Source organism: Kitasatospora sp. NPDC097605 (genome assembly GCF_040302725.1).
GTDB lineage: Bacteria > Actinomycetota > Actinomycetes > Streptomycetales > Streptomycetaceae > Kitasatospora.
The window spans coordinates 24611-50062 of sequence record NZ_JBEOSF010000047.1 but is presented as its reverse complement, the minus strand read 5'-3'; the positions used below and the strand labels follow the sequence as shown (position 1 = coordinate 50062).

General features: G+C 75.1%; 24 protein-coding genes and 1 pseudogene. 14 read left to right on the top strand and 11 right to left on the bottom strand.

All coding sequences use genetic code 11. From position 1 onward, the window contains the following. Positions 1-44: 44 nt before the first annotated feature. The gene (locus ABTX81_RS34670; RefSeq protein ID WP_350553971.1) at positions 45-617 is read left to right on the top strand and encodes a Uma2 family endonuclease; all 573 of its coding nucleotides are present in this window, start codon (positions 45-47) and stop codon (positions 615-617) included. 6 nt (positions 618-623) lie between these two features. On the opposite strand, the gene ABTX81_RS34665 is transcribed toward ABTX81_RS34670, so the two are convergent. Further along, positions 624-971, bottom strand: coding sequence for a hypothetical protein (locus ABTX81_RS34665; RefSeq protein ID WP_350553970.1), 348 nt, complete (start codon positions 969-971; stop codon positions 624-626). A 108-nt stretch (positions 972-1079) separates the two neighbouring features. Here ABTX81_RS34665 and ABTX81_RS34660 point away from each other — a divergent pair, with 108 nt between their 5' ends. Next, entirely contained in the window at positions 1080-1559 is a 480-nt protein-coding gene (locus ABTX81_RS34660) for an SRPBCC family protein (protein ID WP_350553968.1), read from the top strand. Positions 1560-1575: 16 nt separating this feature from the next. Here ABTX81_RS34660 and ABTX81_RS34655 read toward each other — a convergent pair whose 3' ends face one another. Further along, on the bottom strand, positions 1576-2445 hold the full coding sequence (locus ABTX81_RS34655; protein WP_350553966.1) for a MurR/RpiR family transcriptional regulator: 870 nt from the start codon (positions 2443-2445) through the stop codon (positions 1576-1578). A gap of 220 nt (positions 2446-2665) precedes the next feature. Here ABTX81_RS34655 and ABTX81_RS34650 point away from each other — a divergent pair, with 220 nt between their 5' ends. Beyond that, complete coding sequence (locus tag ABTX81_RS34650) at positions 2666-3100, top strand: hypothetical protein (RefSeq protein ID WP_350553964.1); 435 nt, start codon at positions 2666-2668, stop codon at positions 3098-3100. A gap of 46 nt (positions 3101-3146) precedes the next feature. Here the strand turns inward: ABTX81_RS34650 and hutH are convergent, their stop codons facing one another. Continuing rightward, the gene (hutH, locus tag ABTX81_RS34645; RefSeq protein WP_350553962.1) at positions 3147-4724 is read right to left on the bottom strand and encodes a histidine ammonia-lyase; all 1578 of its coding nucleotides are present in this window, start codon (positions 4722-4724) and stop codon (positions 3147-3149) included. 179 nt (positions 4725-4903) lie between these two features. Here hutH and fdhD point away from each other — a divergent pair, with 179 nt between their 5' ends. Next, positions 4904-5725 carry a formate dehydrogenase accessory sulfurtransferase FdhD gene (fdhD, locus tag ABTX81_RS34640; protein ID WP_350553960.1) on the top strand — a complete coding sequence of 274 codons (822 nt, stop codon included), beginning with the start codon at positions 4904-4906 and terminating at the stop codon, positions 5723-5725. Between the two features lie 2 nt (positions 5726-5727). On the opposite strand, the gene ABTX81_RS34635 is transcribed toward fdhD, so the two are convergent. Then, on the bottom strand, positions 5728-6930 hold the full coding sequence (locus tag ABTX81_RS34635; RefSeq protein WP_350553958.1) for a macrolide family glycosyltransferase: 1203 nt from the start codon (positions 6928-6930) through the stop codon (positions 5728-5730). 129 nt (positions 6931-7059) lie between these two features. Here ABTX81_RS34635 and ABTX81_RS34630 point away from each other — a divergent pair, with 129 nt between their 5' ends. Beyond that, positions 7060-7668 (top strand): TetR/AcrR family transcriptional regulator, encoded by a 609-nt coding sequence (locus ABTX81_RS34630; protein ID WP_350553956.1) that lies wholly within the window; start codon positions 7060-7062, stop codon positions 7666-7668. Between the two features lie 14 nt (positions 7669-7682). Here ABTX81_RS34630 and ABTX81_RS34625 read toward each other — a convergent pair whose 3' ends face one another. The 4 genes and pseudogenes from ABTX81_RS34625 to ABTX81_RS34610 all read right to left on the bottom strand — a co-directional run bounded on the left by ABTX81_RS34625 (position 7683) and on the right by ABTX81_RS34610 (position 12563). After that, positions 7683-8021 (bottom strand): hypothetical protein, encoded by a 339-nt coding sequence (locus tag ABTX81_RS34625; RefSeq protein ID WP_350553954.1) that lies wholly within the window; start codon positions 8019-8021, stop codon positions 7683-7685. A gap of 723 nt (positions 8022-8744) precedes the next feature. Further along, positions 8745-9902: pseudogene (locus ABTX81_RS34620) on the bottom strand (GGDEF domain-containing protein); the annotation flags it as partial. Positions 9903-10282: 380 nt separating this feature from the next. Beyond that, on the bottom strand, positions 10283-11443 hold the full coding sequence (locus ABTX81_RS34615) for an adenylate/guanylate cyclase domain-containing protein (protein WP_350553952.1): 1161 nt from the start codon (positions 11441-11443) through the stop codon (positions 10283-10285). Positions 11444-11663: 220 nt separating this feature from the next. Next, on the bottom strand, positions 11664-12563 hold the full coding sequence (locus tag ABTX81_RS34610; protein WP_350553950.1) for a biotin--[acetyl-CoA-carboxylase] ligase: 900 nt from the start codon (positions 12561-12563) through the stop codon (positions 11664-11666). Between the two features lie 241 nt (positions 12564-12804). Between ABTX81_RS34610 and ABTX81_RS34605 the strand changes: the two genes are divergently transcribed. The 7 genes from ABTX81_RS34605 to ABTX81_RS34575 all read left to right on the top strand — a co-directional run bounded on the left by ABTX81_RS34605 (position 12805) and on the right by ABTX81_RS34575 (position 18507). Beyond that, a complete protein-coding gene (locus ABTX81_RS34605; protein WP_350553948.1) occupies positions 12805-14394 on the top strand; it encodes an acyl-CoA carboxylase subunit beta in 1590 nt (529 codons plus the stop codon). Positions 14395-14429: 35 nt separating this feature from the next. Further along, positions 14430-14651, top strand: a complete 222-nt coding sequence (locus ABTX81_RS34600) for an acyl-CoA carboxylase epsilon subunit (RefSeq protein WP_350553946.1) — start codon at positions 14430-14432, stop codon at positions 14649-14651. Positions 14652-14770: 119 nt separating this feature from the next. Next, positions 14771-14896: a morphogenic membrane protein MmpB gene (mmpB, locus tag ABTX81_RS34595; protein ID WP_350553944.1), complete on the top strand. Its 126-nt coding sequence runs from the start codon at positions 14771-14773 to the stop codon at positions 14894-14896. Between the two features lie 45 nt (positions 14897-14941). After that, the gene (locus ABTX81_RS34590; protein ID WP_350553942.1) at positions 14942-15541 is read left to right on the top strand and encodes a nucleoside triphosphate pyrophosphatase; all 600 of its coding nucleotides are present in this window, start codon (positions 14942-14944) and stop codon (positions 15539-15541) included. A 173-nt stretch (positions 15542-15714) separates the two neighbouring features. Continuing rightward, positions 15715-16491, top strand: coding sequence for a hypothetical protein (locus ABTX81_RS34585; protein WP_350553940.1), 777 nt, complete (start codon positions 15715-15717; stop codon positions 16489-16491). 25 nt (positions 16492-16516) lie between these two features. After that, entirely contained in the window at positions 16517-16660 is a 144-nt protein-coding gene (locus ABTX81_RS34580) for a hypothetical protein (RefSeq protein WP_350553938.1), read from the top strand. Between the two features lie 74 nt (positions 16661-16734). Beyond that, positions 16735-18507: an acetyl/propionyl/methylcrotonyl-CoA carboxylase subunit alpha gene (locus tag ABTX81_RS34575; protein WP_350553936.1), complete on the top strand. Its 1773-nt coding sequence runs from the start codon at positions 16735-16737 to the stop codon at positions 18505-18507. A 147-nt stretch (positions 18508-18654) separates the two neighbouring features. Here ABTX81_RS34575 and ABTX81_RS34570 read toward each other — a convergent pair whose 3' ends face one another. Both ABTX81_RS34570 and ABTX81_RS34565 read right to left on the bottom strand, forming a co-directional pair. Next, the gene (locus ABTX81_RS34570) at positions 18655-19626 is read right to left on the bottom strand and encodes a DeoR/GlpR family DNA-binding transcription regulator (RefSeq protein WP_502892925.1); all 972 of its coding nucleotides are present in this window, start codon (positions 19624-19626) and stop codon (positions 18655-18657) included. A 236-nt stretch (positions 19627-19862) separates the two neighbouring features. Next, a complete protein-coding gene (locus ABTX81_RS34565; protein WP_350553932.1) occupies positions 19863-21317 on the bottom strand; it encodes an NAD(P)H-quinone dehydrogenase in 1455 nt (484 codons plus the stop codon). Positions 21318-21395: 78 nt separating this feature from the next. On the opposite strand from ABTX81_RS34565, the gene ABTX81_RS34560 reads away from it, so the two are divergent. Then, positions 21396-21833 carry a gamma-glutamylcyclotransferase family protein gene (locus tag ABTX81_RS34560; RefSeq protein ID WP_344331090.1) on the top strand — a complete coding sequence of 146 codons (438 nt, stop codon included), beginning with the start codon at positions 21396-21398 and terminating at the stop codon, positions 21831-21833. 3 nt (positions 21834-21836) lie between these two features. On the opposite strand, the gene ABTX81_RS34555 is transcribed toward ABTX81_RS34560, so the two are convergent. Then, complete coding sequence (locus ABTX81_RS34555; protein WP_350553930.1) at positions 21837-22814, bottom strand: hypothetical protein; 978 nt, start codon at positions 22812-22814, stop codon at positions 21837-21839. A 227-nt stretch (positions 22815-23041) separates the two neighbouring features. Here ABTX81_RS34555 and ABTX81_RS34550 point away from each other — a divergent pair, with 227 nt between their 5' ends. After that, the gene (locus tag ABTX81_RS34550) at positions 23042-25450 is read left to right on the top strand and encodes a HAMP domain-containing protein (protein WP_350553928.1); all 2409 of its coding nucleotides are present in this window, start codon (positions 23042-23044) and stop codon (positions 25448-25450) included. Positions 25451-25452: the final 2 nt, after the last annotated feature.

Here is a 25452-nt window from a genome sequence, read left to right as displayed (position 1 = left end):
GGACACCAGCCACTCGGCCCAGGCGCCGACGAACGGAGGACGCGATGACGGCCATCACCGTGCGGCCCGGGAGACTCCGCGACGCCGCCGAGGAGATCGAACGGAGCACCGGCCTCCGAGTACAGATCATCGGAGGAACCCTGGTGATGTCTCCCACTCCCCGCGGCAAGCACGCGGGCACGGTACGGCTGCTCCGCCGACAGCTCGAACCCGCCCTCCCCGACCTCCTCGGTGCGTACGAGGTGTCGTCGATCTACATGCCGGGCAATGAGGAGGACTACGTCACCCCCGACCTGGTCGTTCTCCCCGTCGACTGGGACCGCGACGACGAGTGGCTGGCCGATCCCCGGGAAGTCGCCTTCGCCATGGAAGTGATCTCCAACTCCGAAGGAGTCAGGGCCGTCGCCACCAAGACCGACTGGTACGCGACGGCCGGCGTGGCCGTCCTGCTCGCCGTCGACCCGCGTGAGGGCGTCTGGACGCTCTACACCCATCCGCGCGACAACGCCTACCAGGGCGTGCTGCACGGCAAGTACGGCGAGGCGATCCCGCTCACCGCACCGCTGCCCGCCGAGCTGCAGACCTCCGGTCTTCCGCTGTACGCGCCCAGGCGCTGACGTCCCTCAGGCCGCGGCGTCGTCGTCCCAGTCGATGCCGATCTCGGCGAGCCAGCGGCGGTCGGCGGCGTCGGGGACGGCGGCGGACGGGGTTCCGGGGGACGTGGGGCGGCGGGGCTGACGGGGGATCTCCTGGACGGGGCCGAGGCCGTAGCGTTCGGCGGCCGCGGCGGCACGGGCGTCGGGTTCGATCACGCCGACGTGGACGACGGTCTCGTCGCCCGGGTCGAGGACGGTGAGTTCGGGGTCGGGCAGACGGCGCAGGGTGACGCGGCGTCCGCAGGTCGGGCAGGACCACTCGTCGGCTCCGGAGGCGAGCCGGCCGACGAACTTCATCTCGTGGATCACGCGCATGGCGGCACCCCCTGACTGGAGTGATGCCCGCCCTGGGCGGATCGCCAACCTGCGGGTACGGTCGGCGGGACCGGCGCTACGGGCCGGAGACCGACGGGGAGGAGCGGTATGGACCGCGAGTGGGGTGTCGAGGAGAGCGTCGGCGTGGCGGCGGAGCCCGCGGTGGTCTACCGCGCCGTCAGCGAGGTGCGGCGGATGGGTGAGTGGAGCCCCGAGTGCCGGGCGGTGTGGGCCCGGCGCGGGCCGCTGCGGGCCGGTGAGCGGTTCGTCGGCTTCAACCGCCGCGGGCTCTACGTCTGGTTCACCACCTGCCGGGTGACGACGGCCGAGCCGGGGCGCGAATTCGCCTTCCGGGTCGACTCGTTCGGGCTGCCGATCGCCGAGTGGGGCTACCGCTTCGAGCCGGACGGGGACGGCGGCACGACCCTCACCGAGTACTGGCGGGACCTGCGGACCGGGCGGAGCGCGCCGTTCGCCGAGCTGCTCGGCAAGGTGTTCACCGGGATCCCCCCGCAGCGGCGGGCGGCGGCCAACCGGGCCGGCATGCGGGCGACCCTGGAACGGATCCGGCGCGCGCTCACGGCCTGACCGGCCGGCCGGACCGCTACTCCAGGAACAGGCCGCGGGCCGCCGCCGACTGCTCGATGGCCTCCAACCGCGCCTCGGCCCCCGGGAGTTCGTCGCACATGCGCTGCAGCAGGATCCGGCCGAGCATCATCGGCGCGCAGGCCGTGTCGAAGACCAGGCCGGTGCCGACGGCGGCCGGCAGCATGAGGTCGGAGAGCTTGGCGACCGGCGCGAAGACGCTGTCGGCCACGGTGATGACGGTCAGTCCGCAGTCGCGGGCCACGGCCAGGGCGTCCATCAGCTCGCGCGGGTAGCGCGGCAGGGCGAAGCAGAGCAGCACGCTCGCGCCCGCCGCGGCGGCCTGTTCGAGGCGGTCGGCGAGCATGCTGCCGCCCTCGTCGAGCAGCCGGATGTCCGGGTGCACCTTGGCGGCGAAGTACGCGAATCCGCGCGCCTGCGCGGAGGCGGCGCGCAGGCCGAGGACGGGCAGCGGGCGGGAGGCGGCGAGCAGGCGGGCGGCACGGGTGATGGGCTCGGGGTCGGCGAGCAGTTCGGCGAGGTGGCGCAGGTGCTCGATCTCGGCGAGGACGGCCTGCTGGTGCTCGTTGCGGACGGCGTCGGCCGGGGTCTCGGGGGCGACGGGCTCGCCGGCGCCGAGTTCGCGCAGCTGCTTGCGCAGCGCCGGATAGCCGTCGTAGCCGAGGGCCACCGCGAAGCGGGTCACCGACGGCTGGCTGACGCCGGCGAGTTCGGCCACCTCGACACTGGAGAGGAACGGCGCCTCGGTGGCGTGCCGCACCAGCGAGTGCGCGATCCGCCGCTGGGTGGGGGTGAGCCGGTGGCCCTCGAAGAGCTGGAGCAGCCGGGCGGAGGGACCGACCGTGCCGGCGTCGTCGGTGGCGGTCATGGCGGTACCTCCGGATGCGAGCTGTTCGGATGACTGTGCAGCAGCGGGCGGCCACTGGCAAAGACGTCTCGTACGACGGGACGCCGGGTGAGACGTCCGGTTTGCGGCCCGGAGCGGGCCGCGGGCGGTCTCGGGGGTGACCCTGAAATCCCCCTGAGACCGGCCCGAAACGCGCCGAACGGGTGGACCCGCCCGGCCCGGCGGGAGCAGTCTGGTGTTCATGGACACTCGCCAGGACAGTCTGCGGCGCGATCTCGAGGCCACGGTGCAGGCCCGCAAGGAGCTCGGCAAGGAGTACGAGTCGGAGCTCCTCGACTCCTTCCTCTCCCGGCTCGACGCCCGGCTGGACGCCCGGGTGGAACGCCGGGTCAGCGAGCGGCTCGGGCCGGCCGACGGGTACGGCCACCCGGACGGGGCCGGCCGGCCCTACGGCCGGCCGGGGTACGGGCGCCGGTCGCACCGCTCCGGCATCCGGCTGCCGATCGTCTCCATGGTGCTGGGCATCCCGCTGTCCGCCATCTCCGGCTCCGTCGCCGGGTTCTGGGGCCTGCTGGTCTGCTGGGGCGGCATCGTCGGCGTCAATGTCTCGGCCTCGCTGGCCGAGCGCGTCGAGGAGAAGCGCCGCCCGGCGGAGCCGCGGAGCGACTGGGACTGAGGGCCGGGCCACCGGCCCCACCCGCTCCGCGCGGTCCGTCCGGCCGTCAGGCCAGCGGCCCGGTGACCTGCTCGACCGCCCGCACCAGCTCGCCGGAGGCGACCAGCGCGGCCGCGGCCTCCAGGTCCGGTGACAGGAAGCGGTCGCGACCGGCGCCGCCCACCCCGGCGGCGCGGGCGGCGGCCATCGCCGCGGCGGTGGCCGGGGCCGGCTCGCCGCTGGCGCCGGCCTGCTCGCGGATCTCCAGGGCCCGTGCGGCGGCGGTGAGTTCGACGGCGAGGATGCGGCCGAGGTTCTCCACCACCTGGCGCAGCTTGCGGGCGGCGGACCAGCCCATCGAGACGTGGTCCTCCTGCATGGCCGAGGAGGGGATCGAGTCGACCGAGGCCGGCACGGCGAGCCGCTTGTTCTCGCTGACCAGCGCCGCCTGGGTGTACTGGGCGATCATCAGACCGGAGTCCACGCCCGGGTCGTCGGCCAGGAAGGCCGGCAGGCCGTGCGAGCGGGCCTTGTCCAGCAGCCGGTCGGTGCGGCGCTCGGCGATCGAGCCGAGGTCGGCGGCGGCGATGGCGAGGAAGTCCAGCACGTAGGCGACCGGGGCGCCGTGGAAGTTGCCGTTGGACTCGACCCGGCCGTCCGGCAGCACCACCGGGTTGTCGACCGAGGCCGCCAGCTCGCGGGAGGCGACCAGCTGGGCGTGCGCGAGGGTGTCGCGGCCGGCGCCGGCCACCTGCGGGGCGCAGCGGATCGAGTAGGCGTCCTGGACGCGCGGGGCGTCGTCCTGGTGGTGGCCGGTCAGGCCGGAGCCCTTGAGCACGGCCAGCATGTTGGCGGCGGAGAGCGCCTGCCCGGGGTGCGGGCGGATCGGGGCGTGCAGCTCGGGGGCGAGCACCTTGTCGGTGCCGAGCAGCGCCTCCAGGGTCATCGCGGCGGTGATGTCGGCGGTGGTGAACAGGCGCCGCAGGTCGGCGATGGCCATCACGAGCATGCCGAGCATGCCGTCGGTGCCGTTGATGAGGGCGAGGCCCTCCTTCTCCAGCAGTTCGACGGGCTCGATGCCGGCGGCGGCGAGCAGGTCGCCGGCGGGCTTCTCGACGCCGTCGGGGCCGGTCGCCACGCCCTCGCCCATGAGGACGAGCGCGCAGTGCGAGAGCGGCGCGAGGTCGCCGGAGCAGCCGAGCGAGCCGAACTCGCGGACCACCGGGGTGATGCCGGCGTTGAGGATCGCGGCCATGGTCTCGGCGACCAGCGGGCGCACGCCGGTGCGGCCGCTGGCGAGGGTCTTCATCCGCAGGAACATCAGCGCGCGGACCACCTCGCGCTCGACCGCGGGGCCCATCCCGGCGGCGTGCGAGCGCACCAGCGAACGCTGCAGCTGGGCGCGCAGCTCGGGGCTGATGTGCCGGACGGCGAGGGCGCCGAAGCCGGTGGAGACGCCGTAGACGGGGCGCGGCTCGGCCGCCAGGGCGTCGATCCGGGCGCGCGAGGCCGCCATCTCGGCGAGCGCGTCGGGTCCGATCTCGACCCGGGCGTTCCCCCGGGCGACGGCCAGCACGTCCTCGGCGCTGACATCGGCCTTGCCGACCTGGACGAGCGGCGCGTGGGGGGCCGCAGCACTGTGCATATCCATATGCATCATCTCAGCAGGTGAATGAAGATATGACAACCACCCTGGCGTGGTTGAACGCCGACCACCGCACCGGCCGGTCACCTGGATTTTCGAATACCCGGCCCGGTGGCGCACGCTGTGGGGAGGCGGACGGCGGGGCGCCGGGCGCGGTGGACGGAGAGGCGGACAGGGCGATGACGCGGGCGACGGCACGACGGCGGGTGCTCCGGCTGCGCGGGGACGGGCGCAGTACCCGGCCGGACGCGCTGGCCGCCGAGGAGCCGCTGGAGATCCGGCTCGGCGGCGAACCGCTCACCGTCACCATGCGCACCCCCGGCCAGGACTTCGACCTGGTGGCCGGCTTCCTGGTCGGCGAGGGCATCGTCCACACCGCCGAGGACCTCGCGGCACTGCGCTACTGCGCCGGCACCGACGAGTCCGGCGCCAACACCTACAACGTGGTCGACGCGACGCCGCGCGGCGTCCGGCCGCTGCCGCTCTCCGCGCACCGCACCCTGCTCACCACCAGCGCCTGCGGCCTGTGCGGGCGGGACACCGTGGACGCCGTGCGCACCCACGTGCGCCACCCGGTCGGCGAGGACCCGCTGACCGTCCCGCCCGCGCTGCTGTACGGGCTGCCGGACCGGCTGCGCGCCGCCCAGCGGACCTTCGACTCCACCGGCGGCCTGCACGCCGCCGGCCTGTTCGACGGCCGCAGCGGCGAACTGCTCTGCGCCCGCGAGGACGTCGGGCGGCACAACGCGGTGGACAAGGTGGTCGGCTGGGCGCTGCGCGAGGGCCGGCTGCCGTTGACCGGGCATGTGCTGCTGGTCAGCGGCCGGGCCTCGTTCGAGCTGACCCAGAAGGCGGCGCTGGCCGGCGTGCCGCTGCTGGCCGCCGTCTCGGCGCCGTCCTCGCTCGCCGTGGACCTCGCCGAGGAACTGGGCCTGACCCTGGTCGGCTTCCTGCGCGGCGAGGGCGCCAACGTCTACACCCGCCCCGACCGGATCGCCTGAGCTCACCCCAGCTCCGCCTCGACGAGGTCCGCCGCGCGCGCCGTGCCGCCCTCGGCCCGGGCCTCGGCGCGCAGCCCGGCGAGGCGGGCGGCCACCGCCGGGTCGCCGGTCAGCTCCAGCAGCGCGGCCCGCAACGCGGCGGCCGTCGCGTCCTCGGTGTCCAGGCGCCGGGCCACCCCGAGCCCGACCAGCGAGTCCGCGTTGGCGAACTGGTCGACGGCCTGCGGCACCGCGATCATCGGCACGCCGTGGAACAGGCCCTCGCTCGCACCGCCGGTGCCGGCGTGGGTGACGAAGGCGTCGGCCTGCGCCAGCACGTCGAACTGCGGCACCCAGCGGTGCACCTCGACGTTGGCCGGCACCTCGCCCAGCGCGGCGAGGTCGGTGTGCCGGCCGATCTGCAGCACGACGTGCCAGCCGGGCAGGCCGCCGAAGGCCTCCAGGCACTGCCGGTAGAAGGCGGGCCGGTCGGTGAAGGCCGAGCCGAGCGAGACCAGCAGCACCTTCCCGGCATCGGCGGGCCGCTGCCAGTGCCCCTGGTGCGAGCGGTCGCCGAAGCACTGGCCGACGAAGGTGATCCGCTCGGGGTCGACCCGGTCAGCGTTGGGCTGCAGGGCCCGCGGGATCAGCGCGAGCGCGCGGTCGGGGCGGTTCTTGAACCGCTCGACGTCCTGCTCGACGTCCCGGACGACGGCGCCGGTCGCGGCCAGCCAGTCGCCGAACCGCCGGTAGTGCTCGGGGCCGCCGGGGCCGGTGCGCAGCGTCTCGAAGAACCCGGCCATGTCCTGCTCGATGCCCTCCCAGCCGACCATGGTGGGCGAGAGCTGGAGCACCGGCACGCCGTGGCCCTCGGCCACCGCCCGCGCGGCGTAGGCGCCGATGTCGTAGAGCACGAGGTCGGGCCGGTCCTCGGCGAACAGCTTGCCGAGCACCGGGGTCATCGCGAGCGCGTCGTCGAGGAAGAGGTCCTGGACGGCGACCGGATCCTCCGGCCAGTCCGCGGGGGCGTCGCCGAGCGGCAGCGCCGTCGGGTACGGGACGAGCGCGGCACCCGTGGCGGCGACGGTCGCGGCGAAGGACGGGTCGTTGACGTAGCTGACCCGGTGGCCCCGGGCGACGAGCTCGGCGATCAGGGCGAGGCTCGGGTTGACGTGGCCGTGGGCGGGGATCGAGGCCATGACGATGTGGGCGGAGCGGCGGGTCATCCGGATGGTCCCTTCTGCGGCAGGAGCGAGACGAGACGGTTCGTCTCGCTGATGCCCCCAAGGATGCACCGTCCAGGGCGCACCGTCAAGACGATACGGATCGTCTCGTCAGCTCGTAGGATGGTGCCCATGGCCAGAGCGCAGAACGCCCCCGACCCCAGCCGCCGCAGCGAGCAGAGCCGCACCGCGATCCTCACCGCCGCCGGCGAACTCGTCGCCGAGATCGGCTTCGGCAAGCTCACCATCGAGAAGATCGCCGCCCGCGCCGGCGTCGGCAAGCAGACCATCTACCGCTGGTGGCCCTCGAAGGGCGCCGTCGTCTTCGACGCCTTCCTCGCCGCCAACGAGAGCCCCTCCGGCAGCCTCGCCCTCCCCGACACCGGTGACCTCGGCGAGGACCTGCGGACCGTCCTGCGGCTGACCGCCCTCGAACTCGCCGACCCCGCCTTCGACCGGACCGGACGCGCCCTGACCGCCGAGGTCCTCACCGACCCCGACCTGCTGCGCGAGTACCGCGAACGGCTGCTGGACCCGCTGCTGGAGGTCACCCGCGACCGCCTGCGGGCCGCCCGGGAGGCCGGGCGGCTGCGGGCGGACGCGGATCTCGACCTCGCCGTCGAACTGCTCTACGGCCCGCTGTACTACCGCTGGCTGCACGGGCTCGGCCCGCTCGACGCCGGCTACGCGGACCGGGTGGTGGCGGCGCTGCTCGGCGCGCTCGGCACCAGCGGCGGCTGAGCCCGCGCCCCGGCTCAGGACCGGTTGCGGCGGCGCAGCACCAGCACCACGGCGATGACCACGGCGATCACCAGCAGCACCACGACGGCGCCGATGATCAGGCCGATGAACTTGGCGAGGCCCTTCTTCTTCTTTTTCTTCTTCTTGTCCTTGTCCTTGGCCAGCTGCGTGGTGCCGTGCCGGTCCGCCGCCGCACTCGCCACACCCTCCGTGCCCGCCGCCGCCCGCGACGCGGCCCCGGCCACCGGAGCCACCGAGGCCGCTGACGCCACCGGGGCCGCCGAAGCCGCCGGGGCGGCGGCCAGCGCGGTGCCGCCGAACGCGAGCACCGCGGAGAGAACCAGACCCGTCAACCGAGCACGCACAGGAATCAACCCCCGGAATCCGATCCGGCGGCACCCCGACGGCCCGCCGACCGCCGGCACCCTCCCACGCGCGCCCCTCCGCGCCCAGCCCCGCGACCGGACCGCGACCGGCTCGGAACAGACCGGTCACACTCCGGTGGCCCGTCAGCCCTCCGGCGGCGAGGCGGAACCGGCCAGGGCCACCGCGACCAGGGCGCGCAGCGCGGAGGCCACCTGGCCGAGCGGCAGGGTGGCGTCGTCGGCGAAGAGCTCCAGCAGCCAGCCGCCCGCCGCGTTCTGGCCGCCGGCCGCGACCATGCCCCGGTAGCCGGAGACCACCAGCATCGCCTCCTCGGCCGGATCGTTGCCCGCCGCGCCCGCGCGCAGCGCGAAGGCGCCGCCGCGCACCGCCCGCCGCGTCATCGGGTAGTGGCGCAGGTCGAAGACGGCGTCCGGGGCCTCGATCTGGGCCCGCTGGGTCTCCGCCCGGGTGCTGCTCGGCCCGCTGGTCATCCGGTAGACGGCGTGCCGGGCGGTGCGCATCAGCTGCGAGCCGGGCGGCACGTAGGAGATCCACCAGCCGACCGCGTCCAGCAGCCGGGCGGAGGTCTCGGCCACGATCGCGAGCTTGCCCATGGTGTCGGCCGGGTGCACCGCCCGCACCGCGCCCTGCTGGTCCAGCGCGGCGAGCACCGCCGTGAGCAGCTGCCCCGGGTCGGCGCTGTGCGCGGCGCCGCGGAACCGCCGCCGGTCCCCCGCCCCGGCCCGGCCGCCGGGGCGGAACCGGCCGTCGCCGCGGTGCGGCGGGTCGGCGGCGTCGGCGAGCAGCACCGTCGGGTCCGGGGAGAAGCCGGGCCCGTGGCTGCGGCCGGCCACCACCGGATGGGCGGCCCGGGCGGCCTTGGCCCGGTACTGGGCGGCGTCGGCGAGCCGGAACAGCCGGTCGGGGGTGGTGACGGGGCCGATCGAGTCACCGGTGGAGGCGACCCCGCAGGCCACGCCCTCGCCCTCGGCCAGGGCCAGCGCCCGCGCGCACAGCTCCTCGGCGGCGGCCACCACCTCGTCCGCCTTCTGCCCCTCGACGAGCAGGCAGAACTCGTCGCCGCCGAGCCGGGCGGCGAGGCTGCCGGGGAGCTTGGCGGCGGCCAGCGACAGCTGGTGGGCGAACCGTTCCAGCAGCCGGTCGCCGACCTCGTGGCCGAGCTGGTCGTTGACCCGCTTGAGGCCGTTGACGTCGCAGACCACCAGGGAGACCACGGTGTTGTCCCGGTTGTGCGCGGCCAGCGCGCTCTCCAGCCGGGCGTCCACCGCACGCCGGTTGGCGAGGCCGGTGAGCGGGTCGGAGAAGGCGAGCTTGCGCAGGTCGGCGAGGCGTTCGGTCTGGGCGAGGCCGGCCGAGATCTGGGCGGCCAGCAGGGTGGCGTAGTCGGCGTCGGCGTCGGTGAAGCCGGGCATCCCGGCGGTGCGGGCCAGGTAGAGCTCGCCCCAGGCCTGCCCGTGCAGCACGATCGGCGCGACCACGCAGCAGGCCCGGCCGCGCCGGCGCAGCGCGGCGGCGCGCTCCTGGCAGTACGCGCCGGCGGTGGGGTGCGCGTGCCCGGCGTGCGGCTGACTGTTGTCGGCGGTCTGCACCCAGGCGCGCGGCAGCCGCCCGGTGGTCCAGCGCTCCTCCAGGTACGTGACGATCTCGGGGAAGTCGGCCACCGGGTAGGACTCGTCCTCGGGCAGCTCCTCCTCGCCCGGGGCCAGTTCGCCGTGGTTGACCAGGACCCGCAGCCGGCCGGACTCGCGGTCCCAGACCGAGACGGCGGCCATCGTCGCGCCGAGTGCCCCGGTGGCCCGGGCGGCGGCGGCCCGGACGGCCTCCAGCGGGGTGAGCGCGCCGGCCATGTCCTGGGCGAGTTCGACCACGGCCTTCAGCCGTGCGTCGGTGGCCGGACCGCCCCCGGGGGCCGCCCCGGGCTCGGGGACGGCGGGCGCCGGCTGCCCGGTCCGGCCGCGGTCCGTCATGATCGCCTCACTGCTCACCGGCTCGCCTCGCTCCCTGTGCTCGGTCCTGCTGGTGGTCCGCCCGGACGCCCGCGCCCACGACCGCTCCCGCCCGTCCGGCAGCGCCGCCCCCGCGACCGATCGCACCGAGGCGCCTGCACCAAGACTATGGCGATTTCGTTCGGTTATGCCCCGTTTGCGGCTTCGCACCCGCACGGCCCCGTGACGGTCCGCCGTCCGGCGTGTCGCGGTGTGTCACCACCTACCCGGATCGCCGGGTGCTACGCGGTGCGCGGCCGCCGGGAGAGCAGCCACGGCTCGACCAGCCCGAGCCCGCGCACCGGACGGCGCCACATCGGCTGCAGGTTGAACCGGTGGGCCCCGTCCGGCCCGGGGGCCGACGGGCCGGAGGGACCGGACGGCGGCAGCCCGGCCGCCGCCGACAGCGCCCCGGCCAGCCCCGGGCCGTCCAGGTCGGGCGGCGCGACGCTGCCGTTCTGCTCCAGCGCGGCCGCGAACTCGCCGTCGACCAGCACCGCGTCCTTGGGCGCGATCGAGGTGAGCCGGCTGGCCAGGTTGACCGTCGTGCCGAACACGTCGCCCATCCGGGAGGTAACCGTGCCGAAGGCCATGCCGACCCGCAGCGCGGGGATGGTGTCGTCCTCGGCCAGCGCCTCGATCAGGCCGAGCGCGATCCCGGCGGCGGTCACCGGGTCCTCCGAGACGAAGAGGATCTCGTCGCCGAGCGTCTTGATCACCCGGCCGCCCTGGCCGACGATCAGGTCGGAGCAGGTGTTCTCGAAGGTCTCGACCAGCTCGCCGAGCTCCTCCTCCTCCAGCCGCCGCGACAGCCGGGTGAAGCCGACCAGGTCGGCGAAGCCGACGGCGAGCCGGCCGCTGGTGATCTCGTTGTCCTCGGCGGCCTGCACCACCCGGCCGGTGACGGCGGCCAGCTGGCGCCGCCAGACGTACACCAGGAACTGCTCCAGTTCCGGCAGCAGCAGCTCGACCAGCGGGTACGCGACGTCGGCGCGGGTCAGACCGGGTTCGACGGACTGGGTGAGGTTCTCCAGGAAGGTGTCCATCTGCCAGCCCGCCAGCCGGGCGGTGGTCTGGCCGGTGGAGCGGGCCACCTGGATCGCCATCGACTCGCTCAGCAGGCCCGACTCGACCAGACCCGCCAGCCGCCGCAGCGCGATCACGTCGCCGTCGGTCAGCGCCCGGGACTGCCCGATGTCCGGGAAGCCCATCGCCCGCCAGAAGCGGGTGGCCAGCTCCATCGGGACGTCGGCGGCGCGGGCGGCCTGGTACGGGGTGTAGCGGCGCGGCGCGTCCAGGATCAGGCGTTCGAGGTCGAGGGCGACGGTCTGGTCGTCGGAGCCCGCCGGGCCGCCATTGCCGCCGGCGCCGTTGCCGCCGCCGCTGCTGCCGTCCTCTGCCACCGGTCCGTCCCCGTGCGGTCGCCGCACTCGCCTCGTGTCCTGCCAGTCCGGGCGCGCCCGCCACCCGGCGGGCAGTGGCGCGCCTCACACTGCTGCCAGGTGGAATGTTCGCACGGAATCGCGCGATCCGGGGCATCCGCCCGGGTCAAGGGGAGGTAAGGGGACGCACGGAGCGCCCGCCCGGCGCACGGCGCCCGTCCCCGCCCGGCGCACGGCCCGGCTACTGCGCGGCGCGCGGCTCCGGGCGCACATGGACGACGTCCCCCGCGCCGACCGCCCGCCGGCCGCCGTCCGGGGTACGGACCACCAGCCGGCCGTCCCCGTCCACCGCGACCGCCTCGCCGCGCAGCTCGCGGTCGCCGGGCAGCAGCACCTTCACCGGCCGCCCCAGGGTGGTGCAGCGCGCCGCGTAGGCGCGCAGCAGACCGCTGGTGTGCGGGTCGCCGGCGGCGGCCGTCCACTCCCCGTACAGCTCGGCGAACTCGCGCAGCAGGGCGCGCAGCAGGGTGGACCGGTCGGTGACGGCGGCGCCGGCCAGGGCGAGCGAGGCCGCGGTGGGGACGGGCAGTTCGGCGGCGCGCAGCGAGACGTTGAGCCCGAGGCCGGCGACCACCGCGCCGCCGCCCAGCTCGGTGAGGATGCCGCCGAGCTTGCGCTCCGTGCCGTCGACCTCCACCTGGAGGTCGTTGGGCCACTTCAGGCCGACCTCGACCTCGGCGACCCGGCTCAGCGTGCTCGCGGCGGCGACGCCGACCAGGATCGGCAGCCAGCCGTAGCGTTCGACGGGTACCTCGTCCGGACGAAGCAGGACGGAGAGGAAGAGACCGGAGCGGGCGGGGGCGCTCCACTGCCGTTCGAGCCGGCCGCGGCCGGAGTTCTGGGCCTCGGCGACCAGCACCGCGCCCTGCGGGGCGCCCTCGCGGGCGCGGGCGGCGAGGTCGGTGTTGGTGGAGCCGGTCTCCTCGACGACGTCGAGCGAGGTCCAGAGCCCGCCGGGGCGCAGCAGGTCCCGGCGCAGCGCGGCGGCGTCCAGCGGCGGGCGGTCCAGGTCGGTCCACGGCGACGGCCCGGCGTGGCCGAGGCCGCGCAGTCCACTGCGGCGGGGGGTGTCGGAGGTCATGCGGCTCACCCTAGAACGGCTCCGAGGCCGTAGGCCGCCCCATCGTCCCCCACAACCGGCGTCGACCACACTGTGTCGCTGGCCATAACGGTCGGACATTACGTCCGGCGCTCGGGGCTGGCTACGCTACCCAACGGTAGTTCGTTGTGCCGCCCTGCACCCCTCGTCCGCGCCGGCCCCCACCCGGCCCGCGCGCCCCCGAAAACAGGTCGCGGCCCAGGATGCAGGGAGAGCCACCGGAATGACCGAGGCGCCGTACGACCCGCACACCACCGCCGGCAAGCTCGCCGACCTCCGGCGCAGGATCGACGAGGCGGTGCACTCCGGCTCCGCCAAGGCGGTCGAGAAGCAGCACGCCAAGGGCAAGCTGACGGCCCGCGAGCGGGTGGCGGAGCTGCTGGACGAGGACTCCTTCGTCGAGTTCGACGAGTTCGCCCGGCACCGCTCCACCAACTTCGGCCAGGAGCGGAACCGGCCGTACGGCGACGGCGTGGTCACCGGCTACGGCACCGTCGACGGCCGTCAGGTCGCGGTGTTCGCCCAGGACTTCACCGTCTTCGGCGGCTCGCTGGGCGAGGTGTTCGGCGAGAAGATCGTCAAGGTGATGGACTTCGCGCTGAAGACCGGCTGCCCGGTCATCGGCATCAACGACTCCGGCGGCGCCCGGATCCAGGAGGGCGTGGTCTCGCTCGGCCTGTACGGCGAGATCTTCCGCCGCAATGTGCACGCCTCCGGGGTGGTCCCGCAGATCTCCCTGATCATGGGCCCCTGCGCGGGCGGCGCGGTCTACTCCCCCGCGATCACCGACTTCGTGGTGATGGCCGACCGGACCTCGCACATGTTCATCACCGGCCCCGACGTGATCAAGACCGTCACCGGCGAGGACGTCGGCATGGAGGAGCTGGGCGGCGCGCGCACCCACAACACCAAGTCCGGCAACGCGCACTACCTGGCCACGGACGAGAAGGAGGCGGTCGAGTACGTCAAGAGCCTGCTCTCCTACCTGCCGTCCAACAACCTCTCCGACCCGCCGTCCGTCCCGGAGGAGGCGGACCTGTCCGTCACCGGTCGGGACCTCGGACTCGACACCCTGGTGCCGGACTCGGCGAACCAGCCGTACGACATGCACAAGGTCATCGAGCACGTGCTCGACGACGGCGAGTTCCTGGAGACCCAGCCGCTGTACGCGGGCAACATCATCACCGGCTTCGGGCGGGTCGAGGGCCACTCGGTCGGCATCGTCGGCAACCAGCCGATGGACCTCGCGGGCTGCCTGGACATCGCCGCCAGCGAGAAGGCCGCGCGGTTCATCCGCACCTGCGACTCGTTCAACATCCCGGTGATCACCTTCGTCGACGTGCCCGGCTTCCTGCCCGGCACCGAGCAGGAGTGGGACGGCATCATCCGGCGGGGCGCCAAGCTGATCTACGCCTACGCCGAGGCGACCGTGCCGCTGATCACCGTGATCACCCGCAAGGCCTTCGGCGGCGCGTACGACGTCATGGGCTCCAAGCACCTGGGCGCCGACCTCAACCTGGCCTGGCCGACCGCGCAGATCGCCGTGATGGGCGCGCAGGGCGCGGTCAACATCCTGCACCGGCGGGAGATCGCCGAGGCGGAGGCGGCCGGGAACGCCGACGAGCGGCGGGCCGAGCTGATCGCCTCCTACGAGGACACCCTGCTCAACCCGTACCTGGCCGCCGAGCGCGGATACGTGGACGCCGTCATCGCGCCGAGCGAGACCCGCCGGCACATCGTGCGCGGGCTGCGGGCGCTGCGCGGCAAGCGCGAGACGCTGCCGCCGAAGAAGCACGGCAACATCCCGCTGTAGTCGCCGCAAGCAGGAGGACCGCGAGAGGATTGAGCATGGCCCCGATCCACGTGCTGCACGGGCAGCCGACCCCCGAGGAGCTGGCCACCGTCCTGGCGGTGGTCCAGGCCCGGGCCGCCGCCGCGCAGGCCGCCGCCGAGGCCGCCCGCCGCGCCGGCGCCGGCCCGGACTCCGCCTGGAACGACCGCGCCCGCCGCCTGCGCGCCGCCCCGCGCCCGGGCGCCGGCACCTGGCGCACCTCCGGCTGGCCCGGATAGGCGGGCGGGCTTCCGCCGGTCCGGACCGTTCGGCCCGGACCGGCGGAAGCCCGGATCGCCCCGAAAGCTGAGTACGGGTACTCAGGCGCCCCGGCGACCCGCCGGAGCACCCTGGAACGATGCTCTGGTCAGACCCTCGCGACGAGCCCTCCCCGGAAGCCCGCCGGATGCAGAAGAAGCTGCACCGGGCCGGCCATGTGCTCGCCGTCCTCGCCCTGTTGATCGCTGTTCTCCTGATGATCTGACGATCACCGGACGGCCGACCCGGGCCTCCCTCTACCCTGGTGGGCATGACCGACCGCCGCACCCTTGTCCTCGCCTCCGCCTCCCCCGCCCGCCTCGGGCTGCTGCGCCAGGCGGGCTTCGACCCGCGCGTGGTGGTCAGCGGCGTCGACGAGGACGCGATCACCGCCGCCACCCCCGGCGAACTCGCCCTCGTCCTCGCCGAGGCCAAGGCCGAGGCCGTCGCCGCCGGCCTCACCGACGGCGAGCTGGTCGTCGGCTGCGACTCCGTCCTGGAGCTGGACGGCCTGGCCCTCGGCAAGCCCGCCGACGAGACCGAGGCGCTGGCCCGCTGGCAGTCCATGCGCGGGCGGGCCGGCGTGCTGCGCACCGGCCACTGCGTGATCGACACCGCCAACGGCCGCAGGGCCTCCGCCACCGCCTCCACCACCGTGCGCTTCGGCACCCCGGACGACGCCGAGGTCGCCGCCTACATCGCCACCGGCGAGCCGCTGCACGTGGCCGGCGCGTTCACCCTGGACGGCCGCTCGGGCCCGTTCATCGAGGGCGTGGACGGCGACCCGGGCAACGTCATCGGCCTCTCCCTGCCGCTGCTGCGCACGCTGCTCGCCGAGCTGGACGTCCGGATCACCGACCTCTGGACCTGACCGGCCGCACCGGCGGCCGTCGTGGGTGACCGCCTCGCCGACGACCGTCGCCGGTGCGCCAAACACCGGCACAATTGTGGCCAACCACCCCGTGGCCGACGTCATCTGATGCACGCTGGAAGGGCGTCCGGACGGCATCGGCGCTCCGGGGCGACGGGGGAGGTGGCGAGCGGATGACCGACAGTCTGCTCAACGTACTGCTGGGCCTGCTGGCCAGCGCGATCAGCGCCGCACTCGGCTGGCTCGGCCAGAGCCTGCGCCGAAGACGCCGGCTGGAACGGGCCAGGGCCTTCCTCGGCCTGCCCGCCGGCAGCGAGTGCCTGATCGTGGTCAACCGCAGCATCGGCACCGGCGCGCACCCCCGGACGATCACCCGGCGCGACGCCTACGCGCTGATGGAACTGGCCGCCCTGGTCAAGGAGTGCGGCGCGCACGCCGACCTGGTGGCGCACGACGCCGCGCCGCGCGGCCTCGGCACCAGGACCGAGCTCTGCTTCGGCGGCCCGGTCTCCAACGAGCGGATGGCCGCCCACCTGGCCTGGGGCCTGCCCGGGGTGGCGGTCTCCGGCGACCACGCCGTCCTGGACAACACCATCACCGTCGGCGGCCGCTCCTACGCCGCCGACGACGAGGCCGGCGAGTACGTGCTGCTGGCCCGGCTGGCCACCCCCGGGGGCGGCCGCCCGGTCTTCCTGATCTCCGGGCAGACCGGCATCGCCAACCACGCCGGGGTCCGCCACCTGGTCACCCACCACCGCCGGCTGGCCCGCCGGTACGGCACGGACGGCACCTTCGCGCTGCTGCTCAAGGTGGTCAATCCGGCCGCCTACGGCCCCGACGTCGTCGAGCAGGTCGCCGACGTCACCGACCGCGCCCTGGAGCGCCCCCCGGCCCCGCCGGGCGCCCCCGGGACGGCCGCCCCGGCCCCCGCTGCCGCCGCCACCGCTTGAGCCCGGCTCGCGGAACGCTCGGGGTGTGGCCAAGCCCACCGCCGCGCCACGCCGCGCCGTCACCGAGCGCAAGCGCCGGGCCGCCGCCGGCGCACCGGCCACCACCTGCGAGGACTCCCGTCGGGCCGCCCACCACCCGTCCGGACGCATCACCCTCCGTGTGGGATAGTTCACAACCTGGGGCTACTCGCCGGTACCGCCCAGGAATCCATAAACTCAACGAGGTTCAAGAAGGGAGCCACAGTGCGCAAGGTGCTCATCGCCAACCGCGGGGAAATCGCCGTCCGCGTCGCCCGGGCCTGCTCGGACGCCGGTATCGCCAGCGTCGCCGTCTACGCCGAGCCGGACCGGGATGCGCTGCACGTCCGCGCGGCCGACGAGGCTTACGCGCTGGGCGGCGACACCCCCGGCACCAGCTACCTGGACATCGCCAAGGTCCTCCAGGCCGCCGCCGACTCGGGCGCGGACGCCGTCCACCCCGGCTACGGCTTCCTGTCGGAGAACGCCGACTTCGCCCAGGCCGTCATCGACGCGGGTCTCACCTGGATCGGCCCGCCGCCGCAGGCCATCCGCGACCTCGGTGACAAGGTCACCGCCCGGCACGTGGCGCAGCGCGCCGGTGCCCCGCTGGTGGCCGGTACGCCGGACCCGGTCTCGGGTGCCGACGAGGTCGTCGCGTTCGCCGGCGAGCACGGCCTGCCGGTCGCCATCAAGGCGGCGTTCGGCGGCGGCGGCCGCGGCCTGAAGGTCGCCCGGACGCTGGAGGAGATCCCGGAGCTGTACGAGTCCGCGGTGCGCGAGGCGGTCGCCGCCTTCGGGCGCGGCGAGTGCTTCGTCGAGCGCTACCTGGACAACCCGCGGCACGTGGAGACCCAGTGCCTGGCCGACAAGCACGGCAACGTGGTGGTCGTCTCCACCCGTGACTGCTCGCTGCAGCGCCGGCACCAGAAGCTGGTCGAGGAGGCGCCCGCGCCGTTCCTGACCCCGGAGCAGAACGCCGAGCTGTACCGGGCGTCGAAGGCCATCCTCAAGGAGGCCGGCTACGAGGGCGCCGGGACCTGCGAGTTCCTGGTGGCGCTGGACGGCACGATCTCCTTCCTGGAGGTCAACACCCGTCTGCAGGTGGAGCACCCGGTCACCGAGGAGGTCACCGGGATCGACCTGGTCCGCGAGATGTTCCGGATCGCGGACGGCGAGGAGCTCGGGTACGACGACCCGGAGGTGCGCGGCCACTCGTTCGAGTTCCGCATCAACGGCGAGGACCCGGGCCGCAACTTCCTGCCGGCGCCGGGCACGGTGACGCTGTTCGCGCCGCCGTCCGGCCCGGGTGTGCGGCTGGACTCGGGCGTGGAGACCGGTTCGGTGATCGGTCCGGCCTGGGACTCGCTGCTGGCGAAGCTGGTCGTCTCCGGCCGGGACCGCAAGCAGGCGCTGGAGCGGGCGAAGCGCGCGCTGGCGGAGTTCAAGGTCGAGGGCATGGCGACCGCCATCCCGTTCCACCGGGCGGTCGTCACCGACCCGGCGTTCGCGCCGGAGGTGCACGGCGGTGACGGGCCGTTCAAGGTCTTCACCCGGTGGATCGAGACCGAGTTCGACAACACCATCCCCGCGTTCGCCGGTGCGGCCGGCGAGGGCGAGGAGGCCGAGGGCCGGGAGACCGTGGTCGTCGAGGTCGGCGGCAAGCGGATCGAGGTCTCGCTGCCGTCCTCGCTGGGCGTCTCCAGCGCTCCGGCGGCCGGTGCGGGGGCCGCGAAGGCCAAGCGCCGGGTGGGTGCGAAGAAGGCCGGCGCGGCGGTCAGCGGTGACACGCTGGCGTCGCCGATGCAGGGCACCATCGTGAAGGTCGCGGTCGAGGAGGGCCAGGTCGTCGCGGAGGGCGAGCTGATCGTCGTCCTGGAGGCGATGAAGATGGAGCAGCCGCTGAACGCGCACAAGGCGGGCACCGTCGTCGGCCTCAAGGCCGAGGTGGGGGCGAGCGTCTCCAGCGGTGCGGCGCTCTGCGAGATCAAGGACTGACGCGCCTCCCGCGTCTTCCGCCGCCGGTCCGTACACCTTCGGGTGTGCGGACCGGTCGTGTTTTCGGCGGTGGAGCGGGCGGAGCGGGTGGAACAGGTGGAGCGGCGGTACGGGGGTGCGACGGCCGGAGGGGCGGCCGGGAGGGGCTCAGCGGCCGCGCTGGAGGCCGAGTTCGGCGAGCCTGGCCGGCAGCGGCCCGCCCGGGCCCGCCGGTCCGCCGGGGCCGTGCACGCCGGGCCGGCGCTGGCCGGGCAGCGGGGCGCCGCCGCCGGGGGGCGGCGGCACGGGGCGGCGGGCCATCGGTCCGGGCTGGGTCTGGTGGACGGGGCCGCTGCCGGTGCCGTGCACCGGGGCGTCGCCGGACGACGGGGCACCGAGCGGCGCGAGGTCGATCTGCACGCCGCAGTCGGCGAGCGCGTCGAGTTCGCGGGCGGTGGTGTCGTCGGCGGTGGCGTGCTCGTCGGTGACGAGGCGGGTGATGGTCTCGGTGGGGACGGTCTGGAACATGCTGTCCGCGCCGAGCTTGGTGTGGTCGGCGAGGATGATCACCTCGGTGGCCGACTGCACCAGTGCCCGGTCCACGCTCGCGGAGAGCATGTTCGTGGTCGACAGGCCGCGCTCGGCGGTCAGTCCGCTGCCCGAGACGAAGGCCTTGGTGACCCGCAGCCCGTGCAGGGACTGCTCGGCGCCGCTGCCGACCAAGGCGTAGTTGGAGCCGCGCAGGGTGCCGCCGGTCATCACCACCTCCACCCGGTTGGCATGCGCGAGCGCCTGGGCGACCAGCAGCGAGTTGGTCACCACGGTCAGCCCGGGCACCCGGGCCAGGCGGCGGGCGAGTTCCTGGGTGGTGGTGCCGGCGCCGACCACCACGGCGTCGCCCTCCTCCACCAGGCCGGCGGCGAGATCGGCGATGGCGCTCTTCTCGGCGGCGGACAGGTGGGTCTTCTGCGGGTAGCCGGGTTCGCGGCTGAAGCCGCCGGGGAGCACCGCGCCGCCGTGCCGGCGGTCGAGGAGCCCTTCTGCCTCCAGGGCCCGTACGTCGCGGCGCACGGTCACTTCGGAGGTCTGGACGACGCGGGCCAACTCGCGGAGCGAGACCGCTCCGTTGGCGCGCACCATTTCGAGGATCAACTGGCGACGTTCTGCTGCAAACACAGAACCGACGGTAACCTGCGTGACCGTCTGCTTTCAGGCGTTTGCTGCTAGTAGCGGGAATTGCTCACGCCGGAGCGGCGCGTGACCGTACAATGCGCGCCGTCGGTGATCGGGGACTGCGCCCGCCGTCCGAGTGACGGCCGGGGACGCGCGAAGGGCGGCCGCCGAACGGCGACCGCCCCCAACTGAGCGCCCTGGGCTCAGGATTCGCCCTCGGCGCGCTTGCGGATGTGGAGCTGGCGGGCGGCCTCGGCGGTGGAGCCGGAGACCGACGGGTAGACGGTGAAGGCGCTGGCCACCTGTTCGACCGTCAGATTGGCGTCCACCGCGAGCGAGATCGAGTGGATGAGCTCGCTGGCGCGCGGGGCGACGACCACGCCGCCGACCACGATGCCGGTGCCGGGGCGGCAGAACAGCTTCACGAAGCCGTCGCGGATGCCCTGCATCTTGGCCCGCGGGTTGCCGCGCAGCGGGAGCTTGACCTCGACCGCGTCCATCTTGCCGCACTTCACGTCGGCGGCGGTGTAGCCGACGGTGGCGATCTCGGGGTCGGTGAAGACGTTGGAGGCCACGGTCTTGAGGTTCAGCGGCTGCACCGCGTCACCGAGCGCGTGGTACATGGCGATCCGGCCCTGCATGGCCGCCACCGAGGCGAGCATGAAGACGCCGGTGCAGTCGCCGGCCGCGTAGACGCCGGGGGCGCTGGTGCGGGAGACCCGGTCGACCTGGATCTGGCCCCAGTCGTTGAGCTTGACCCCGGCCTCCTCCAGGCCCATCTCGGCGGTGTTCGGGATGGAGCCGACCGCCATCAGGCAGTGGGTGCCCTCGATCACCGTGCCGTCGGAGAGGGTGACCTCGACCGTGTCGCCGATCCGCTTCACCGTCTCGGCGCGCGAGCGGCTCATCACGTTCATGCCGCGGCGGCGGAAGACCTCCTCCAGCACCTCGGCGGCGTCCGGGTCCTCGCCCGGCAGCACCCGGTCGCGCGAGGAGACCAGGGTGACCTTGGAGCCCAGCGCCTGGTAGGCGCCGGCGAACTCGGCGCCGGTGACGCCGGATCCGACCACGATCAGCTCGCGCGGCAGCTCCTCCAGGTCGTAGACCTGGGTCCAGGTGAGGATCCGCTCGCCGTCGGGCTGGGCGTCGGGCAGCTCGCGCGGGTGGGCGCCGGTGGCGATCAGCACGGCGTCGGCGCGCAGCGACTGGACGCTGCCGTCGGGCGCGTCCACCAGCACCTCGCGGGAGCCGTCCACGGCCTGGCCGCCGGTGCCGAGCCGGCCGCGGCCGCGCAGCACGGTGACGCCGGCGCGGGTGACGGACTGGGTGATGTCGTGGGACTGCGCGATGGCCAGGCGCTTCACACGGCGGTTGACCTTGCCGAGGTCGACGCCGACCACCCGGGCCGGGGTGTCGATGTGGGGGGTGTCGTCGGCGACGATGATGCCGAGTTCCTCGTACGAGCTGTCGAAGGTCGTCATCACCTCCGCCGTCGCGATCAGCGTCTTCGACGGCACGCAGTCCGTGAGCACCGCCGATCCGCCCAGGCCGTCGCGGTCGACGACGGTCACCTCCGCGCCGAGCTGGGCCGCGACGAGCGCCGCCTCGTAGCCGCCGGGTCCGCCACCGATGATCACGATCCGAGTCACGTCAACCATTGTCCCGCACGCCGGGAGCACTGCCACGCCGGGGTCGGGGCTTCTGTCGGATCGGCCGGTGAACGTAGGCTTCCCCCCATGCCCCTTTACGCCGCGTATGCCACGAACCTCGATGCCCGGCAGATGACCCGCCGCGCCCCGCACTCGCCGCTGCGCGGCACCGGGTGGCTGTCCGGCTGGCGGCTCACCTTCGGCGGCGAACACCTCGGCTGGGAGGGCTCGCTGGCCACCGTGGTGGAGGACGAGAAGGACCAGGTCTTCGTCTCGCTGTACGACGTGGCGCCGATGGACGAGGAGGGGCTGGACCGCTGGGAGGGCGTCCAGCTCGGCATCTACCGCAAGATCAAGCTGCGGGCGCAGACCCTGGACGGCGACGTGCCGGTCTGGACGTACGTGCTGAACGACTACGAGGGCGGCCTGCCCGCGGCCCGCTACCTGGGCCTGATCGCGGACGCGGCGGAGAGCGCCGGCGCCCCCGACGACTACGTCCTGGACCTGCGCCGCCGCCCCTGCTGATCCCTACGGCCCGCCGCTGACCGCCCCGGCCAGGGCCGCGACGACCCGTGCGCGGCGGGCCGGGTCGGTGCGCAGCGGGTTGGCGAGTTCGACGTGGACCCAGGGCACCCCGAGGCCGGCGGCGAAGCGCCCCTGGACATTGGTGGTGCCCTCCAGCCGCCCGCACGTCTCCCGCCAGGCCCGGCAGACCGCGAGTCCGGCGGCGGCGAGCCCGTCGGCGGTCCGTTCGGCGATCCCGCCGGCCGTCCCGGCGCCGCTGGAGACCACGGCGTCGGTGCCCGGGAGGCTGTCCTCGGCGAAGCCGTGCAGCTGGACGCCGGGCAGGCCGCGGGCGGCGAGCGCCTCGACGACGGCGGCGAAGACGGTGTCGTCGCGGTGGGCGACGTCCGCCGATCCGTCGGTGCCCGCCCGCCGGTGGGCGCCGGCGAGGACGAGCACGCCGCCGGGCGCCGCGCGGAAGAGTTCGGCGCCGAGGGCCTCGGTGCGGCTGTCGGAGACCGGGTGCGGCACCTGGGCGGACCAGCCGGCCGGAGTGGAGAGGTCCAGGTAGATCCGGCCCCAGCCGCGCGGGTCGGTGCCGGAGGCGTCGGCGATCTCGGCGGTGCGGCGGCCGCTGACGGCCTCGGTGAACTCGGTGAGCCGGTAGCCGACGGCGGCCAGCAGCCGCCCGGCCCGGTCGGGCCGGCCGTCGACGGCCGACCGGACCCCGTCGGCGACGGCCCGGCGCTGGGCGGGGTCGGGGGCGGTGTAGCCGCCCACGGTGACGGCGGCGGTGTAGGCGTCGATCCGGTCGGCGAGGTCCACCGGGCGCGGAGCGGCCGCGGAGGCGGCGGAGGCGGCGGAGGCGGCGGCGGGACCGGCCCCCGACGGGTGCCGCGCGGGACCGCGGGCGGCGAGGGCCAGTCCGCCGGCCAGGGCGGCCAGGACGACCAGCGCCGCGACCGGCCGGCGCATCGAGCGTCGTACCTCGCGTTTCTCCACGAGGGAAGAAACTACCGCCCGCAACAGGCGCTCCATGATCCAAACCGATCGTGATCGAAGCTTCCCCGATCCGAAATCTTTACGAGACAGGATATCCGGAACCCCTTCGTACGCTTTTGAGGTTTCGGCCGGGCGCATCCCGGATCGCGGTGGGGCTCCAGGGGTGGGTGGCGCACTGCCGCCCGACGCACCGGACCCGACCCGACTCCCCCGACGAGGCACCACCCGTGAGCACGGCCCCCACCCCGCCGCGACAGCACCGCTATCGCCGCCGGGCCGACATGCCGCTGCTCGGGGGCATCCGCCCGCCGATCGCGCTGCTGCTCGTCCTGCTCCTGGCCGTCGCCGCGATCACCGCGCTGGCCGTCGGCGGCCTGCGGGTGGACGACACCCCTCAGGCGGTCCGCGAGTCCCACCAGTACGCCGCCGAGGACACCGCCCTGTCACTGCGGGCGGGCCTGCGGGAGAACACCACCGACCTGCTGCGCTCCGCCGCCCGCTACGACCGGGCGCCCGCCGAGCCCGCCGAGGTGCTCACCGCGCTCGGCCGGGCGTACCGCAAGTGGCGCGGCACCGTGATCGTCCGCCCGGACACCGGCCGGCTGCTCGCCGCCCGCGGCGAGACCGTCCCGCTGGCCGGCCTCGACCTCGGCCGGATCACCGACACCGCGCCCGCGCCGCTGCTCGTCCCCTCCGCCGGCGGCACCCGGCTGCTGACCTTCGCGCTGGTCGACACGGCGCACGACGGCCGGGCCCTGCTGGTCGCCTCCGACAACCTGCGGCTGCCGGCCCTCGCCACCCGCGACGGCCAGACCATCCAGGTCCTCGACACCACCGGCACCGTGCTCGACGCCACCGGCGCCGACCTTCCCGACGAGGCCGCCCGGCAGCTGGTCGCCACCGCCCGGGGCCGGGTCACCGGGCCCACCGCCGACCCCGCCGCGGCCCCCGGCGAGACCGTCTCCGGCAGCCTGGCCGGCGGCGCCGACCCCCGGGGCATGCGCCGGGTGGCCGGCTACGCCGCCGTCGCCGGCGCCGACCCGCGCGACCCGGCCACCGCGCTCGGGCTCACCGTCGTCTCCACCGGCACCGTCGACGGCAAGGCCGCCGGCCTGCGCCACCCGGCCCTCGGCCTGGGCGCCGCCGGGGCCCTGCTGGCTCTCGCGCTGCTGCTCGCCTGGTTCCTGCGCCGAACCCTGCAGCGCCCGCTGCTGCGGCTCTTCCTGGAGGCCCGCCGGCTCACCCGGGGCGAGCTGGACCGGCCGGTGCGCGGCCCGCGGCGCGGCGAGGCCGGCCGGATCGGCCGCGCCCTGGAGGAGCTGCGCCGCCAACTCCTCGACCCGGCCCGCCCGCCGACCGCGCCCGCGCCCGGGCGCCGCCGGCCGGGCGCCGCGCTGCCGCTCGGCCTCGCCGCCGCCGTGGTGCTCGGCTGGTCCGCCCCGCTGCTGCTGCTCGGCGGCAACGACGGCGAGGTCCGCGTCCCCACCCAGGTGGTGGCCGGCCAGCGGGACCGCACCGACAACGCCGCCGACCGGCTGCGCCAGGCCCTCAACGAGGGCTACGCCGACCTGCGGGCGCTCGCCCCCGGACTCGCCACCGCCTCGGTCGGCGGCGCCCAGACGCTGCTGCGCACCGCCCTCGCCCGGCACGAGCGCTACCGCGCGCTGTACGTGCTCGGCGCCGGCGGCGAGGTGCTCGCCCGGGCCGGCGAGGAGCCGCACCGCACCGGCCCCGGGGCGCTCGGTCCCGGCGGGGTGCTGCTGCTCAACAGCTCCGGCAAGGAGCCCCGGATCGCCGCCAGGACCCCGCTCGCCGTGCCCGCGGCCGAGGCCTCCGACGCCACCGAGGCCGCCGACGGCTCCGCGGGCGAGGCGGGCGGGGCACCGGCCGCCGGACCGGTCCTGGTCGGCGAGTTCCGCACCGACTTCCTCGGCGGCCTGCTCGACCGGCCCGGCCTCGGCCGGGTCTGGCTGCTCGACGACCGCCACCGGGTGCTCGCCGCCAACGAGGCCTACGCCTCCTTCGGCGAACTCCCCGAGGGCCGCGCCCGGACCGTCCTGGCCGCCGCCACCGGGACGTCCGGCACCGGCACGTCCACCACCGGTACCTCCGGCACCGCGCCCGGGCGCGCCGCCGCCGACGTCGTGCGCACCGGCGGCGACCCGGTGCTGCTCGCCGCCGCCCCGCTCGGCGGCCGCGGCGCCGTCGCCCGGCTCGGCTGGTCCGTCGTCACCGTCCACCCGGTGTCCTGGCTGCACCTCGACCAGAACCGGGCCGACCGGCGCGCCGTGCTGGCCGGCATGCTCGGCCTGGCCGCCGCCGCGCTCTGCCTCGGCTGGCTGTACGTCGCGGTCGGCGTGCCGCTGCGCCGGCTCACCGCGAGCGCCGAGGCCCTGGCCGCCGGGGACCGGCGCACCGTGCTCTACCCCGTCCACCACGACGAGGTCGGCGCCGTCGCCCGCAGCCTGGAGCTGATCCGCCAGGACCTGGAGCGCGCCGACCGCGAACGCGCCGGGTGGGAGCGCGCCGACCGCGAACGGGCCGGGTGGGAGCGCGCCGACCGCGAACGGGCCGGCCGCGAACAGGCCGGCCGCGAGCGCGCCGCGCACCACGCCCCCGCCGCCACCGCTCCCTGAGA